This window comes from Paucibacter sp. PLA-PC-4, from assembly GCF_026241155.1.
Classification (GTDB): domain Bacteria; phylum Pseudomonadota; class Gammaproteobacteria; order Burkholderiales; family Burkholderiaceae_C; genus Roseateles_E.
The window spans coordinates 129,679-144,634 of sequence record NZ_JAPFGP010000017.1; the positions used below are offsets into that span (position 1 = coordinate 129,679).

The window sequence follows — 14,956 nt, forward strand, 5'->3', positions numbered from 1 at the left end:
GCCTACTCGCCCTGGCTCAGCCGTGCGGCCAGGCGCTCGGCCACGGCCTCGGGCAGGCCGGAGTTGCGGATGCGGGCGGCAGCGGCCTCGACGTCATAGGGCACGCGCTGGAAGCTCAACAGGCCGGTTTCGGTGTCGAAGCAGGCATAGCAGGCCTCGGGATTGCCATCACGGGGCTGGCCGCAGGAGCCCGGGATGATCAGCCACTGGCGGTGGCTCAGCAGCGGGATCTCGACGCCCGGCACCGGGCTGAAGTCGCCGGCTTTGCCGGTGCCCGACATGTGGTACAGCATAGGCTCGTGCATGTGGCCGCAGAAGGTGTAGGCGCGGTCGGTCGCCTGCAGACTTCGCATCGCTTCGGCACGGCCCTGGATGTACTCGAAGCCCTCGGGCGCGAAGGCGTTGGCATGCACGAACAGGCAGTTGCCCCGGTTGGCCGTCATTGGCAGCTCGGACAGAAAGCGTAAGTGCTCGGCGCTCAGCTGTTCGCGGGTCCAGGCGGCGGCCGTGCGTGCGTCTTCTCGCATGTTCGGCGGCGCACCGTGGACGACTGCGCTGTCGTGATTGCCCATCACGGCTAGCGCGCCCTGATTGACCAGCTCGAGCACCCGGTCCAGCACCCAGCCGGGGTCGCCGCCGTAGCCGACATAGTCGCCCAGAAAAGCATGGCTGTCGCAGCCCTGGGCCTGGGCGTGGTCCAACACGGCCGTCAGGGCTTCTCGATTGGCATGCAAGTCGGTGATCAGCGCAAATTTCATGGGCGCATCATGCTACAGAGGGCTGACGGCAGCCTGAGCTATGCTGGTCGTTCTGCATCTGCCGCCGCGGATCACTCGTCGAAGGGCTTGGGTGATGGTTGAGAGTCTTGGGCGCTTGGTGCGCCGGATTGTGTTGTGGCCCCTGGCGCTAGGGCTGTCGGCGCCTTCTCTGGCTGACTGCTCGCGCGCCATGCTGGTGCCAGCGGCACCGGTTGGCCTGAGCATGATCGTCTCGGAAGAGGGCATCGGTGGGGTCTATCACGACGTTTTGAGTGGCATCACGGGTTGCACCTTTCTCTTCACCCCGGTGCCGCGTGCCCGATTGGAGGTCATGTTCGAGAATGGCCGTGCCGACCTGCTGATACCGGCGGCCCGCACGCCGCGGCGCGACGAGTTCGGGCACTTCGTGCCGCTGATCTTTGCACGCGCCACCCTGATCTCGCTGAACGCCGAACGCGTGCCGGTGCGCAGCCTGCAGGAGCTGCGCGAGCGCAAGGAACTGCGGGTCGCGCTGGTGCGTGGCTTCGATTACGGTGACGCCTACCAGGCCCTGATCAAGGATCTGCGCGCCCAGGGGCGCGTTTTTCTCGACGTGGACCCGGTCTCGGTGGGGCGCATGCTGCAGGCCGGTCTCGCCGACATCACTATCATGGCGCCGTCCATTTTGGTCGGCGCTTTGCTGGCCGATGCCCGCTTCATGCCGCTGATCGAGCGGCTGCGCTACGAGCCGGTCGACGAGTTGCCTTGGGTCGATAGCGGCGCCTACATCTCAAAGACCTCGGTCAGCGAGCAGGACCGTGCAGTGCTGCGAGAGGCCTTGGAGAAGACTTCTCGCAACGGCACCGTTTGGAGGGCTTTTCAGCGCTACTACCCGGTCGGCAGCCTGGTCGACAGCATCAAGCCGCGCTGAGCCTCAGCCGATGCGGCCGAGCAGCAGGTACTCCATCAGTGCCTTCTGCACATGCATGCGATTCTCGGCTTCTTCCCAGACCACCGACTGCGAGCCGTCGATCACATCGGCTGCGACCTCCTCGCCGCGATGCGCCGGCAGGCAATGCATGAAGAGTGCATCGGGCTTGGCGACGGCCATCATCTCGGCATCGACGCACCAGTCAGCAAAGGCGGCGCGGCGAGCCTCGTTTTCGGCCTCGTAACCCATGCTGGTCCAGACATCGGTGGTCACCAGATCGGCGCCGCGGCAGGCGTCCATTGGGTCCTTGAACACCTTGTAGCAGTCGGTGTTCTTGATGCCGGCCACCACCGGGTCAACCTCGTAGCCGCCCGGCGTGCTGACATGGACGGTGAAGCCCAGGATCTCGGCCGCCTGCAACCAAGTGTTGGCCATATTGTTGCCGTCGCCGACCCAGGCCACAACGCGCCCCTTCAGACAATCCACATCGACGATGCCGCGGTGGTTCATGCCGCGCGCTTCGATGAATGTGAACAGATCGGCCAAGATCTGGCAGGGGTGGTACTCGTTGGTCAGGCCGTTGATGACCGGCACTCGCGAATGGGCCGCGAAGCGCTCGATCTTGGTCTGCTCATAGGTACGTATCATCACCAGATCCACCATACGGCTGATCACGCGCGCGCTGTCCTCGATCGGCTCGGCTCGGCCGAGCTGGCTGTCGCCGGTGGTCAGATGCACCACCGAGCCACCCATCTGGTACATGCCGGCCTCGAAGCTGACCCGGGTGCGGGTGCTGGCCTTCTCGAAGATCATCGCCAGCGTGCGGTCCTGCAGCGGCTGGTAGCGCTCGTAGTTCTTGAAGCGTCGCTTGATCAGTGCGGCGCGCTCGAACAGATAGACATACTCCTCGGCCCGGAAGTCCTTGAACTGCAGGTAGTGGCGCATCAAGCTCATCCCCGGCTTCATGGCTGGGCCAGGAAGGCTTTGATCAGCGGGCAGAGCAGGGCGACGATCTGCGCCGCCTCTTCCTCGCTGAGGATCAGTGCCGGTACCAGGCGTACCACCTTGTCGGCAGTCACGCTGATCAGCAGGCCGGCTTCGAGCGCTTGGCCCAGTAGCACGCCGCAGGGTCGCGACAGCTCGATGCCCAGCATCAGGCCCTGGCCGCGGATTTCGACTACGCCGGCCACGCCGGCCAGTTCGCGCTCCAGCCCGGCCTTTAGCGCTGCGCCGACCTTGGCCGCATTAGCCAGCAGGCCTTCCTCTTGCATGATGCGCAGGGTCTCGACCCCGGCGCGCATGGCCAGTGGATTGCCGCCGAAGGTCGTGCCGTGATTGCCCGGCTGCAGCACCTTGGCAGCGCGTGGCCCGCAGACCACCGCGCCGATAGGCACGCCCGAGCCCAGGCCCTTGGCCAGCGGCATCACATCCGGCTGGATGCCGGCCCATTGGTGGGCAAACCACTTGCCGGTGCGGCCGATGCCGCATTGCACCTCGTCCAGCATCAACAGGATGTCGTGCTGGTCGCAGAGCTTGCGCAGCGCCTGCAGGAACTCGATGCGGGCGCTGTTGATACCGCCTTCGCCCTGGATGGTCTCCAGGAAGATCGCGGTGACGTTCGGGTGCGCCTGCAGCGCGGCTTCCAGCGCCGGGATATTGTTCAGCGGCACCCGCACAAAGCCCTCGACCAGCGGGCCGAAGCCGGCCTGCACCTTGGGGTTCGCGGTGGCGGATAACGTCGCGATCGAGCGGCCGTGGAAGGCGCCCTCGAAGACGATGCACTCGGGACGGCTATTGCCGCGGTCATGACCGAACTTTCGGGCGATCTTCAACGCCGCCTCATTGGCTTCCAAGCCGCTGTTGCAGAAAAAGGCATTGCTCAGGCCCGACAGCTCGCAGAGCTTGGCCGCCAGCTGTTCCTGCAGCGGCACATGATAGTAGTTGCTGGTGTGGATCAGCTTGGCAACTTGCTCCTGCAGCGCGGGTACCAGCTTCGGGTGAGCGTGACCCAGGGTGTTGACCGCGATGCCGCCCAGCCCGTCCAGATATCGTCGGCCGTTGACATCCCAGACCCAGCAGCCCTGGCCGTGCGACAGCGCAACGGGCAGGCGGCCATAGGTTTGCATGACATGCGGCTCGGACGGTACGGCAGGCACAGCGTTCATCAACTCTCCGGATAGATGTTGGGTGTTGGGAAAGGCAGGGGCGGTCTGGCCGCCCCTGAGCACAATTCTAAGGGGCCAGTTTCGCGCAGCCATCGCTTTGTGCGCAGAACTGCCGCCCTTGGTGCGGCCAGCAAGCCCCCGTCTTGCTGCGGCGCAACACATCCGAGGCACAATAGCGTTCTTGCCGCGAGTCGCGGCAGACCGGGCCGCCGCGGCTATGTCCTCGGTGCCTGGGTTTGAACCCCTTGTCAGACGCATGAGCCAGTCCCCCAAACCGCGCGAAGTCTTTATTCAGGGCCTGACTCTGGACGGACGCACGTTTCGCCCCAGCGACTGGGCGGAGCGGCTTGCCGGTGCCATGTCCTGCTTCCGGCCCGGCGGCTCGCGCGGCGGCCCGGGCGCCCACATCGGCTACTCGCCGTACTGTGTGCCGCGTGTCATCAATGGCATCAAGTGTGTGATCGTCAATGAAGAGCTGAAGGCGCTGGAGCCCATGGCTTGGGACTTCGTGATGAACTTCGCACGCGACAACCAGTTGCAGGTCGCCGAGGCGTGCTTGCTACCCGATAAGCCGCCGGCCGGCTGAGCAACCTGCCCTAGCTAGCGCTGGCGCCAGCGCCGTGAACGCCAAAGGGCCAGCAGTTCAATCAAACCCCACAAGCAGGCCCTGCCCAGTGCGAGCACGTAACGAGGGTTCGGTGGGTGGTAGGGTGTCATCGCAACAGGGGACGAGTTTTCGTGTTGTTCAAGCTACGCACACTTGATGTCCGTCGTGTGACGAGATGTAATCACGAAGGGTTCATTGATGCTGCAACAGCGGCGTCTATGCTCCAGGTCCTCACCAATTGGAAGCCCGGGTGTCCAGCACACAGGCCGTAGAGCCGTCTCCCTTGATCGAATTGCTGGAAATGGAACGTCTTGTCGAGCAAGGCGCGCCTTATCTGCAGCGGCGCCAGCTTTGCGATGTCGAAGTGGCGGGCCGGCGGCTTCCCGTGCTGGCCTTCAGTCTCGGCAATCCCGATCCGGATGTGCCGGCCATCGGTATTTTTGGCGGCGTGCATGGTTTGGAGCGCATCGGTGCTGAGGTCGTGATGGCCTATCTGGGCAGTTTGGTTGCGCGCTTGCGTTGGGACGCGACCCTGCATCGCCAGCTTGAGTCGCTGCGCATGGTGTTCATGCCCATGGTCAACCCCGGCGGGGTCTGGCGCGGCACGCGTGCCAACCCGCAAGGTGTCGATCTGATGCGTAACGCGCCGGTCGAGGCCAGCGGCGGCGCGCCTTTTATGCTGGGCGGCCAGCGTATCAGTGCCAACCTGCCCTGGTATCGAGGTGTGGCCGGCGCGCCGATGCAACTCGAGAGCGAGGCCTTGTGTGCGCTGGTGCGGCAGGAGTTGCTGAGCCATCGCTTCGCAATCAGCGTTGATTGCCACTCGGGCTTCGGCCTGAGCGACCGCATCTGGTTTCCCTTTGCCCACACCGCCATGCCCATCGAGCATCTGCCCGAGATCCATGCCCTGGCCGAGATCCTGGATCAGACCCATGCTCAGCACCGATATGTCTTCGAGCCGCAGAGCCGGCAGTACCTCACCCATGGCGATCTCTGGGACCATCTATATCTGCAGGCCTGCGAGCGGCCCGAGTGCATGTTGCTGCCGCTGACCCTGGAGATGGGCTCCTGGCTGTGGGTCAAGAAGAATCCGCGTCAGATGTTCTCGCGCCAGGGCATGTTCAATCCGCTGATCGGCCACCGCCAGCAGCGAGTGTTGCGACGGCATGTGAGCTGGCTGGATTTTGTATCGCGGGCAGCCAGCGGTGCCGAGCGCTGGCTGCCGCGACCCGATCAGCGCGCAGAGCAGCGCGAGCGTGCGTTGACGCGCTGGTACCGGCGCGGGAGGGTGTCATGAGCGAGCCAGTGACCTGGGTGCTGCTGCGTGGACTGACCCGTGAGGCGGGCCACTGGGGGGCGTTCCCGGCTGTGTTCACACAGGAAATCACCGCCCAGCAACCGGGCGCTCGGGTCATGACACTTGATTTGCCCGGCAACGGGGCGCTGTATCGCGAGGCCAGCCCTAGCCGCGTGCAGGACATGGTGGAGGCATGCCGGGCCGAGCTGGCGCGTCGCGGTCAGACCGGCCCGGTGCATCTCTTGGCCATGTCGCTGGGCGCGATGGTGGCGTGTGACTGGGCCTCGCGTTATCCGCAGGAGGTCGGCGGCACGGTCCTGATAAATACCAGCTTGCGACCGTACAGCCCGTTCTTTCATCGCCTGCGCCCCGCCAATTACTGGAAGCTACTGGCCCTGGGCTTCCTTCGGCTGGGGGTGCGCTGGCGTGAAGCGAGGGTGCTGAAAATGACCTCGCGCATGGTCACAGAGCCCCAGCCGGTGCTCGAGTCCTGGGTGGCGCTGCAACGCCAGCACCCTGTGGGGGTGCGCAATGGTGTGCGTCAGTTGCTTGCGGCGATGCGTTACCGCGCCAGCCGTGGCCGGCCCCACGCGCCGATGTTGCTGCTGTGCAGCCAGGCGGACACCCTGGTCGACTGGCGCTGCTCGCAGTCGCTCAGTCGTGCTTGGGGGGTGCCGCTGCGCCTGCATACCCAGGCCGGCCATGATCTGCCGCTGGATGATCCGCCCTGGGTGGCGCGTGCGGTGTCGGACTGGCTGCGCGCGCGGCAAATGCATGCGAGCGCAGGTTTGGGCCGGACATGAAAAAGCCCGCGCAAGCGGGCTATTCGTCAAAAAGCCCGCGCAAGCGGGCTATTCATCAAAAAGCCCGCCGAAGCGGGCTTTTGCTTTGCACCAGATCTGGTTTTCAGGCGGCCAGCGCCTTGATCTTGGCGGACAGGCGGCTCTTGTGGCGAGCAGCCTTGTTCTTGTGGAAGATGCCCTTGTCGGCGACCGAGTCGATCACGTTTTGGGCAGTCTTGAAGAGCTCAGCGGCTTTGGTCTTGTCGCCAGCGACGACAGCCTTTTGCACGTTCTTGATGACCGTGCGGAATTTGGAGCGCAGCGCCGTGTTGGCGGCGTTCAGCTTCACGTCCTGACGAGCGCGCTTGCGGCCCGATGCCAGACGGACGGTTTTCTTTTTGGCTTTGGAAGAGCTTGCCATGTTGTATATCTACCCAGATGGTGCAAAGACCGCGAGTGTAGCACTTTTGTGAAGGTCATGGCAAAGACTCCTTGCCGATATCGAGGCGGGTGCTGCAGCGCAACGCGGATAATGCGCCGGCTTCGGCCTATCCATCTGCTCTGTGCCCCTTCATGAATCTGCTGCGCGCTGCCTCGACGATCTCCGTTCTGACCCTGTTGTCGCGCATCACGGGCCTGGTGCGCGAGCAGTTGGTGGCCGCGCTGTTTGGCGCCTCGAGCCTGACGGATGCCTTTCAGGTCGCATTCCGGATCCCGAACATGCTGCGGCGGCTGTTTGCCGAGGGAGCATTTTCCCAGGCTTTCGTGCCTATCTTGGCGCGTACCCGCGCGGCCGAAGGGGATGAGGCCACGCACAGCCTGATCAATGCCGTGGCCACGGTGCTGCTGTGGGCGCTGATCGTGGTCTGTGTGTTGGGTGTCGTCGGTGCGCCACTGCTGGTCTGGCTGCTCGGTGCCGGATTGCCGGCCGACGGGCGCGAAGCCGCCATCGTGATGACACGCTGGATGTTCCCTTATATCGGCTGCATGTCCCTGGTTGCGCTGTCGGCCGGCATTCTGAACACCTGGCGGCGCTTCGTCGTGCCGGCAGCCACGCCGGTGTTGCTCAATCTGTCGGTGATCGCCTGCGCCTGGCTCTTGCTGCCGAAGATGGAGGCCTGGGGCTGGCGGCCCATCTATGCGCTGGCGATCGGCGTGATGATCGGCGGCGTGCTGCAGTTGCTGGTGCAGATTCCGGCGCTGCGCCGCATCGGGGCGCTGCCGCGCCTGGGGTGGTCGCCCTCGCGGCTGCAGACGGCCTGGCGCCATCCTGGCGTCAAGGGGGTGCTCGGCGCGATGGGCCCGGCACTGCTGGGCGTCGGTGTGGCCCAGCTGTCGCTGGTCATCAATCTGCAGATCGCCATCTTTGTTGGCGCCGGCGCAGCGTCCTGGCTGACCTATGCCGACCGGCTGATGGAGTTTCCCACCGCCTTGCTGGGCGTGGCGCTGGGTGCGGTGCTGACGCCGCAGCTGTCTGCGGCCCAGGGGCGTGGTGAAGCGGCGGCCTATTCAGCGATGCTGGATTGGGGGCTGCGCATGGTCGTGGTGCTGGCCCTGCCTTGTGCGGTGGCCTTGCTGGTGTTTGCCGAGCCCATGGTGGCCGTGCTCTATCACCGCGGCGCCTTCACCGCGCTGGATGTGGGCCAGACCAGCACGGCGGTCATGGGCTATGGCGCCGGCCTGATGGGACTGGTCGCGATCAAAGTGCTGGCGCCCGGCTTTTATGCCAAGCAGGACATGCGCACGCCGGTGCGCATTGCCGTGATCGTGCTGGTGCTGACCCAATTGATGAATGCCGCGCTGGTGCCGCTGCTGGGTGTGGCCGGGCTGGCCCTGTCGATCGGTCTGGGCGCGATGGTCAATGCGGGGTGGCTGCTGCGCGGCCTGGTGAAATTGGGCAGCTACACGCCGTCACCCGGCTGGCTGGGCTTCGGTCTGCGGGTGCTGCTGGCCAGTGCGCTGATGGGCGGCTTGCAATATTTCATCGCCACCCGGCTAGACTGGATCGCACTGGGCGAGCGCGAATTGCTGCGCGCCTTGTTGATGGCGGCCAGCCTGGCGGTATCGGCCCTGCTGTATTTCGGCGTGCTGGCGCTGTGCGGGCTGAATCTGCGCCAGTTTGCCCGGCGTGCATAAACTCGGATTCATGACGCTGTCCCGACATTGGCAAGCCCCCTCGGCCCTGGAGCATTTCGCCACCTTGGTGGCCGATGCCGGCGAACTGAATCTGCTGGAGGCGGCCGCCTGCATTGCCCAAGACGAGTACCCGGGCATGGATGTGCAGGCCGTGCTGGCCGAGGTCGATGCAATGGCCGAGCGCTTGCGCCGGCGACTGCCGGATGACGCCTCGCCCAGCCACCGGCTGCTGCTGCTGAACCGCTATTTCCATGACGAGCTGGGCTTTGCCGGCAATGTCAACGATTACTACGCTCCAGACAACAGCTTCATCCACCAGGTGCTCGCCACCCGGCGCGGCATACCGATTGCGCTGGCGGTCATTTATATGGAGCTGGCCGGCCAGATCGGGCTGCGTGCCAACGGCATCGGCTTCCCCGGTCATTTTCTGGTCGGCCTGCATTTGCCGCAGGGCGAGGTGGTGCTGGACCCCTTCACCTGCCGCTCTCTGTCGCGCGAGGCGCTGGAGGAGGCTTTGCTGCCTTATCGGGGGGCTGGCGCAGAGCCGCCGCTGGAGTTTTTTCTGCAGGTGCTGGGCCCGCGCGAGTTGCTGGCGCGTATGTTGCGCAATCTGAAGGAGATTCACCGCAGTGCGGCCGACTGGCCACGCCTGTTGGGGGTGCAGCAGCGACTGGTGCTGCTCTTGCCTGAGGAGCCGCAGGAGTTGCGTGACCGGGCCCTGGTGCTGGAGGCGCTGCAACACTGGAGCGGTGCGGCCGCCGACCTGGAGCGCTACCTGAGCCTGCGTCCGGATGCGGCCGACCGGGTCGAGCAGCGCCAGCGCTTGCAGGCCTTGCGTGCCAGGGGCGAGCCGCCCCTGCACTGATGGCGGCCCGTAGAATCGCGGCCAATTTGGAAATCCCGGGCGCATGGTGTTACACCGGTTGAGAGGGTGTTGGTTTGGTTTTGAAGCAGATTCCGCTGTCACTGGGCCCGGAGCCGGTTTACAGCTTTGACAATTTCCTGCCGGGCGGCAATGCCGCCGCGCTGACTCATTTATTGAGCCTGGGCGCGGGCGCGCCGCCGGTATTTCTGTGGGGCGGCCCGGGCAGCGGCAAGACCCATGCGCTGCGCGCGCTGGCTCAGCGTTGGCAGGCAGCAGGCGCCCAGGTGGGCTGGTACGACGCCGATACCGCGCTGCCCTGGGAGTTGCCCAGCCAGCCCAGCCTCTTGCTGATGGATGACTGCCAGCGCTTCGATGCCGGCCAGCAGCACGCCGCCTTCCAGCTCTTCGTTGAGGCGGCCACCCATGGTTTGGCGGTGGTGGCTACGGGCACCGCGCCGCCGGTGGACCTGGCCTTGCGAGAGGATTTGCGTACCCGGCTCGGCTGGGGCCCGACCTTTGCGCTGCAACCGCTGTCCGAGCTGGAGGTGAGGGCGGCGCTGCGCCGCGAAGCCGATCGGCGCGGCATTTTTCTGTCGGACGAGGTGATGGACTATCTGTTGACCCGCTTCGCCCGCGACCTCAAGCACCTGATGGGCCTGCTGGACCGTCTCGATGAATTTGCCCTGTCGGCCAAGCGCGCGGTCACCGTGCCGCTGCTGCGCCAGATGCTGGCCGATCAAGCCCCTTCTTCCCAATGATGAATCTGACACTTTTCGATCTGGACGGAACCCTGATTCCGAACGACTCCGACCACGCTTTCGGCGGCTTCATGGTCGATATTGGCTGGGCCGACGGCGAGGCCTGGCGTGCCCGCAATGACGAGTTCTACGCCCAGTACCAGGCCGGTCGGCTGGATCTGGATGAGTACATCGAGTTCTCGACCTCGGTGTGGCGCGCTCGCCCCTTGGCCGAGGCCCTGGCCGCTCGCGAGCGCTTCATGGCCGAGGTCATGGCGTCTCAGCTGTTGCCGCAGGCGCGTGCCCTGGTGCGCCGCCATCAGGAGGCCGGCGATCTGGTTGCCATCGTCACTGCCACCAATGAGTTCGTCACCGCGCCGATTGCCCACGCCTTTGGTGTCGAACACCTGATCGCTGTCGATCTGCAGCGCGAGGACGACGGGCGCTTCAGTGGCCTGGTGCGGGGCGTGCCGTCCTTCCAGGCCGGCAAGATCACACGGGTCGAGCAATGGCTGGCCGGCTTGGGGCGACAATGGCAGGATTTCGAGCAGATCCACTTCTACAGCGATTCGGTCAATGACCTGCCCTTGCTGGAGCGCGTCAGCCACCCGGTGGCGACGAATCCGACGCCGGCGCTGGAAGCGATTGCCGGCCAGCGCGGCTGGCCTCTTTTGAAACTCTTCGCATGATCAAGAAATTCATCGACAAGCTGCTGGGCAAGCCTTCGGCCAAAGCTCCGGCCAAGAGCGCACCGGGCTCGGTACTGGGCAAACGGGTCGAGGTGCAGGTGGCGGATCACGGCATCGATCCGAGCCTGCTGGACGAGCGCGCGGTGCGCGTCGTGCAGACCCTCACAGATGCGGGCTTTGAGGCCTATATCGTCGGCGGCGCGGTGCGCGATCTGCTGCTGGGCATGCGCCCCAAGGACTTCGACGTCGCGACCAATGCCACGCCCGAAGAGGTCAAGGGTCTGTTCCGGCGTGCCTTCATCATCGGCCGGCGCTTTCGCATCGTCCATGTGGTCTACGGCCGCGGCCGCGAGCATGAGGTGATCGAGGTCTCGACCTTCCGCGCCCTGCTGGCCAATGAGAGCGCCGAGCAGGTCAGCGGCAACGAGAAGACATCCAAAAGCGAGCTGGCCGGCAAGTCCCATGTGGTCGACGCCGAGGGCCGGGTCTTGCGCGACAACGTCTGGGGCCCCCAGGTCGAGGATGCCGCCCGCCGCGATTTCACCGTCAACGCGCTGTATTACGACCCGCAGCGCCAGTTGGTGGTCGACTACCACGGCGGCCTGGCCGATGCGAAGAAGCGCGTGCTGCGCATGATCGGCGATCCCGATACGCGCTACCGCGAAGACCCGGTGCGGATCATCCGCGCGGTGCGCTTTGCGGCCAAGCTGGGCTTCGAGCTTGAGCCCAAGACGCGTGCGCCGGTCAAGGCCTGCGCGGCGCTGCTGGCCAATGTGCCGGCTTCGCGGCTGTTCGACGAGATGATCAAGCTCTTGCAGACCGGCCATTCGCTTGCCAGCCTGGAGCAACTGCGCAAGCAGGGCTTGGCGCGCGGCGTCTTCCCTATTCTGGATGCGATGCTCAACGAGCGGGGCGAGCTTTACGAGGGCGTGCGCGGCACTTTTGTGCGACAAGCCTTCGAGGACACCGATCTGCGCGTGCGCGAGGGCCGTGGCGTGTCGCCCAGCTTCATGTTGGCCTGCATGCTGTGGCACGAGGTACTGGAGCGCTGGACCCGTATCCGCGAGGAGGGCGAGGCGACCGTGCCGGCGCTGGCGCAGGCTATCGATGCGGTGTTTGATGCCCGCATCGGCGACATTTCGGGCCGAGGCAAGCTGGCCACCGATATGCGCGAGATCTGGATGATGCAGCCGCGCTTCGAGCGCCGTAGCGGCACCGGGGTTTATACCCTGGTCGAGCAGCCGCGCTACCGCGCCGGATTTGACTTCCTGCGCCTGCGCGCCGATGCCGGCGAGACCGATGCGGCCCTGGCCGACTGGTGGGAAGACTTTGCGCTGGGCAGCGATGACGAGCGCGCCGCCTTGCTGGACGAGGCGCGCGAGGCCGACAAGCAGCGCCGTGGCGGCGCCAAGGTGCACCAATTGCCCCGCAAGGCCTCGTCGCCCAAGCCGGCGACCCTACCGGCTGATGGCAGCGAGCCGGCCTCGTTGGACGGTGGTCCGGCCAAGAAGCGCCGCCGTCGCCGCAAGCCGGCGGCCAAAACGGCTGCTGCTGAATGACGCTGGCCGGGCCGGCCCGTGTGTCGGCCTTTGTCGGGCTGGGCGCCAATCTGGGCGACACCGCCCGGACCCTGGCCTCGGCCCTCAAGGCCTTGGCGGCCTTGCCTGAAACGGAGTTGGTCGCGGTCTCCAGCCTGTATCGGAGTGCGCCGGTGGACGCCAGCGGCCCGGACTATCTGAATGCCGCAGCCCGGCTGGAGACGGCGCTCCCGCCCGAGGCCTTGTTGCGATGCCTGCAGGCCATCGAGCTGGCCCACGGTCGCGAGCGGCCCTTCGTCAATGCCTCGCGCACCCTGGATCTGGATCTCCTGCTCTACGCCGAGCGGAAGATCCGCAGCCAGCACTTGTGCGTGCCCCATCCGCGTCTGCACCAGCGTGCCTTCGTTTTGCTGCCGTTGCTGGAACTCGGGCCTGACTTGTCGGCGCCGGAGCTGGGCGCCTTGCGATCCTACTTGTCCGCCGTGTCCGACCAACGGGTGGAGCGTCTGCCCGGCGGCTGAATTGGCCGGCACCGGTTTGTGCGCTGCTCGCCGTTACACTCCTGCCTTTGCCGCTTGTGACGCGGTGATGAATTTTTTGTGACATTGCGTTGTCCATGTGCCGTTGCACGGGGCGGCGGCGCAAGGAGAACTCATGCTGTTTGGCAAGCTGCTGCCCCGCGAGGGCAATTTTTTTGAGCTGTTCAATGAACACGGGGATCAGATCGTCGAGGGCGCGCGCGCCTTCATGTTGATGATCCAGAACTACAACGACCTGAATCTGCGCGAAAAGTACGCCGCCGAGGTCGACAAGGCCGAACACCATGCCGACCGCGTCACCGCCGAGGTCAACCGCCTGCTGCACCGCACCTTCATCACGCCCATCGATCGCGAGCAGATCCACGGCCTGATCAATGCGATGGACGACATCCTGGACCTGCTGCAGGACTCGTCCGAGACCATGTCGCTTTATGACGTGCGCTCGATTCCCGAGGAGGTGTTGCGACTGGGTGAACTGAGCGCCAAGTGCTGTGAGCGGGTGCAGTACGCCGTGTCGCTGTTGCCCAAGCTGAGCCAGCCGCAGACGGCCGAAGCTGCCATCAAGACCTGTGAGGAGATCGACAAGCTGGAGTCCGATGCCGACCGCGTGATGCGCTCGGCCATGTCCAAGCTGTTCCGCGAGCAGGAGGATGTGCGCGAGCTGATCAAGCTGAAGGCGATCTATGAGCAGCTCGAGTCGATTTCCGACCGCTGTGAGGATGTGGCCAACCTGATCGAGGGCATCGTCCTCGAGAATTCCTGAACGCGCGAGCCTGTCATGGAATCAATGCAGGTCGCCTTTTGGGTCGTCGCCATGCTGGTCGTTCTGGCCGTGGCGTTCGACTTCATGAATGGCTTTCACGATGCGGCTAACTCGATCGCCACGGTGGTGTCTACCGGCGTGCTTAAGCCGCAGCATGCGGTCTTGTTCGCGGCGTTCTTCAACTTCGTCGCCATCTTCGTCTTCCACTACGCGGTCGCCAAGACCGTGGGTAAGGGCATCGTCGAGCCGGGCATCGTGGACCACCATGTGGTCTTCGGTGCGCTGATCGGCGCCATTGTTTGGAACGTGGTCACCTGGTACTACGGCATCCCGTCGAGCTCTTCGCATGCGCTGATCGGCGGTATCGTCGGCGCAGTGATTGCCAAGGCCGGCACCGGGGCGCTGATCGCCGCCGGCGTGGGGAAGACGGTGCTGTTCATCTTTGTGTCGCCGCTGCTGGGCTTTTTGCTGGGCTCGCTGATGATGGTGGTGGTGGCGCACCTGTTCAAACGCGCCTCGCCGCTGCGGGTGGACAAATGGTTTCGTCGACTGCAACTGGTGTCCGCGGGGCTTTACAGCCTGGGCCATGGCGGCAACGACGCGCAGAAGACCATCGGTCTGATCTGGATGCTGCTCGTGGCCTCGGGCTATCTGGCCGCCACGGAGACCTCGCCGCCGGGCTGGGTGGTGTGGATCTGCTACATCGCCATCGGTGTGGGCACCATGTTCGGGGGCTGGCGCATCGTCAAGACCATGGGTCAGAAGATCACCAAGCTCAAGCCAGTGGGCGGCTTCTGCGCCGAGACCGGCGGTGCGATGACCCTGTTCCTGGCGACGGCGCTGGGCATTCCTGTCTCGACCACGCACACCATCACCGGCGCCATCGTCGGTGTGGGCTCGGTGCAGCGCATGTCGGCGGTGCGCTGGGGCGTGGCCGGCAATATCGTCTGGGCCTGGATTTTCACGATACCGGCTTCGGCCTTTGTGGCCGGCATCTGCTACTGGTTGAGTTTCACCTTGTTCTGAATTGAACAAAGGGCCCGCGCAGTCCGTGTCAAAACCTAATCTGCGAAGCGCCTGATAAAACGCCCCGAGTCTTTGTCGGGGCGTTTTTGTTTGACCAGGAAAAGGTCGCACCTTACCTTTGTAAGCCGCCCTGCGGTGCTTTGG

Annotated in this window: 16 protein-coding genes; 12 read left to right on the plus strand and 4 right to left on the minus strand. The window is 65.0% G+C overall.

What is annotated here, in order from left to right; genetic code table 11:
• Positions 1-2: 2 nt before the first annotated feature.
• Entirely contained in the window at positions 3-758 is a 756-nt protein-coding gene (locus OOZ63_RS23070) for a metallophosphoesterase family protein (RefSeq protein WP_266007983.1), read from the minus strand.
• 94 nt (positions 759-852) lie between these two features.
• Between OOZ63_RS23070 and OOZ63_RS23075 the strand changes: the two genes are divergently transcribed.
• Positions 853-1,668 (plus strand): substrate-binding periplasmic protein, encoded by an 816-nt coding sequence (locus OOZ63_RS23075; RefSeq protein WP_266007984.1) that lies wholly within the window; start codon positions 853-855, stop codon positions 1,666-1,668.
• Positions 1,669-1,671: 3 nt separating this feature from the next.
• On the opposite strand, the gene argF is transcribed toward OOZ63_RS23075, so the two are convergent.
• Together argF and OOZ63_RS23085 are read right to left on the minus strand one after the other, a co-directional pair.
• Positions 1,672-2,634 (minus strand): ornithine carbamoyltransferase, encoded by a 963-nt coding sequence (gene argF / locus OOZ63_RS23080; RefSeq protein ID WP_266007985.1) that lies wholly within the window; start codon positions 2,632-2,634, stop codon positions 1,672-1,674.
• A complete protein-coding gene (locus OOZ63_RS23085) occupies positions 2,631-3,833 on the minus strand; it encodes an aspartate aminotransferase family protein (protein WP_266007986.1) in 1,203 nt (400 codons plus the stop codon). Before OOZ63_RS23085 ends, argF begins: the two co-directional genes overlap by 4 nt.
• Before the next feature lie 256 nt (positions 3,834-4,089).
• Here OOZ63_RS23085 and OOZ63_RS23090 point away from each other — a divergent pair, with 256 nt between their 5' ends.
• The 3 genes from OOZ63_RS23090 to OOZ63_RS23100 all read left to right on the plus strand — a co-directional run bounded on the left by OOZ63_RS23090 (position 4,090) and on the right by OOZ63_RS23100 (position 6,540).
• Positions 4,090-4,419: a DUF3579 domain-containing protein gene (locus OOZ63_RS23090; RefSeq protein ID WP_137942369.1), complete on the plus strand. Its 330-nt coding sequence runs from the start codon at positions 4,090-4,092 to the stop codon at positions 4,417-4,419.
• 322 nt (positions 4,420-4,741) lie between these two features.
• A complete protein-coding gene (locus OOZ63_RS23095) occupies positions 4,742-5,737 on the plus strand; it encodes a M14 family zinc carboxypeptidase (RefSeq protein WP_266007987.1) in 996 nt (331 codons plus the stop codon).
• On the plus strand, positions 5,734-6,540 hold the full coding sequence (locus OOZ63_RS23100; protein ID WP_266007988.1) for an alpha/beta fold hydrolase: 807 nt from the start codon (positions 5,734-5,736) through the stop codon (positions 6,538-6,540). The genes OOZ63_RS23095 and OOZ63_RS23100 overlap by 4 nt, the downstream gene beginning before the upstream one ends.
• 103 nt (positions 6,541-6,643) lie before the next feature.
• Here the strand turns inward: OOZ63_RS23100 and rpsT are convergent, their stop codons facing one another.
• Entirely contained in the window at positions 6,644-6,940 is a 297-nt protein-coding gene (gene rpsT / locus OOZ63_RS23105) for a 30S ribosomal protein S20 (protein ID WP_137942372.1), read from the minus strand.
• 152 nt (positions 6,941-7,092) lie between these two features.
• On the opposite strand from rpsT, the gene murJ reads away from it, so the two are divergent.
• The 8 genes from murJ to OOZ63_RS23145 all read left to right on the plus strand — a co-directional run bounded on the left by murJ (position 7,093) and on the right by OOZ63_RS23145 (position 14,812).
• Positions 7,093-8,655 carry a murein biosynthesis integral membrane protein MurJ gene (gene murJ / locus OOZ63_RS23110; RefSeq protein ID WP_266007989.1) on the plus strand — a complete coding sequence of 521 codons (1,563 nt, stop codon included), beginning with the start codon at positions 7,093-7,095 and terminating at the stop codon, positions 8,653-8,655.
• A 10-nt stretch (positions 8,656-8,665) separates the two neighbouring features.
• Positions 8,666-9,520: a SirB1 family protein gene (locus OOZ63_RS23115; RefSeq protein WP_266007990.1), complete on the plus strand. Its 855-nt coding sequence runs from the start codon at positions 8,666-8,668 to the stop codon at positions 9,518-9,520.
• Between the two features lie 80 nt (positions 9,521-9,600).
• Positions 9,601-10,278: a DnaA regulatory inactivator Hda gene (gene hda, locus OOZ63_RS23120; RefSeq protein WP_266007991.1), complete on the plus strand. Its 678-nt coding sequence runs from the start codon at positions 9,601-9,603 to the stop codon at positions 10,276-10,278.
• Positions 10,278-10,946 carry an HAD family hydrolase gene (locus OOZ63_RS23125; protein ID WP_266007992.1) on the plus strand — a complete coding sequence of 223 codons (669 nt, stop codon included), beginning with the start codon at positions 10,278-10,280 and terminating at the stop codon, positions 10,944-10,946. The genes hda and OOZ63_RS23125 overlap by 1 nt, the downstream gene beginning before the upstream one ends.
• Positions 10,943-12,505 carry a polynucleotide adenylyltransferase PcnB gene (pcnB, locus tag OOZ63_RS23130; RefSeq protein WP_266007993.1) on the plus strand — a complete coding sequence of 521 codons (1,563 nt, stop codon included), beginning with the start codon at positions 10,943-10,945 and terminating at the stop codon, positions 12,503-12,505. The genes OOZ63_RS23125 and pcnB overlap by 4 nt, the downstream gene beginning before the upstream one ends.
• A complete protein-coding gene (gene folK / locus OOZ63_RS23135; RefSeq protein ID WP_266007994.1) occupies positions 12,502-13,005 on the plus strand; it encodes a 2-amino-4-hydroxy-6-hydroxymethyldihydropteridine diphosphokinase in 504 nt (167 codons plus the stop codon). The genes pcnB and folK overlap by 4 nt, the downstream gene beginning before the upstream one ends.
• A 133-nt stretch (positions 13,006-13,138) precedes the next feature.
• Complete coding sequence (locus OOZ63_RS23140; protein WP_266007995.1) at positions 13,139-13,786, plus strand: DUF47 domain-containing protein; 648 nt, start codon at positions 13,139-13,141, stop codon at positions 13,784-13,786.
• Between the two features lie 15 nt (positions 13,787-13,801).
• Positions 13,802-14,812, plus strand: a complete 1,011-nt coding sequence (locus OOZ63_RS23145) for an inorganic phosphate transporter (protein ID WP_266007996.1) — start codon at positions 13,802-13,804, stop codon at positions 14,810-14,812.
• The last annotated feature ends 144 nt before the right edge of the window (positions 14,813-14,956 follow it).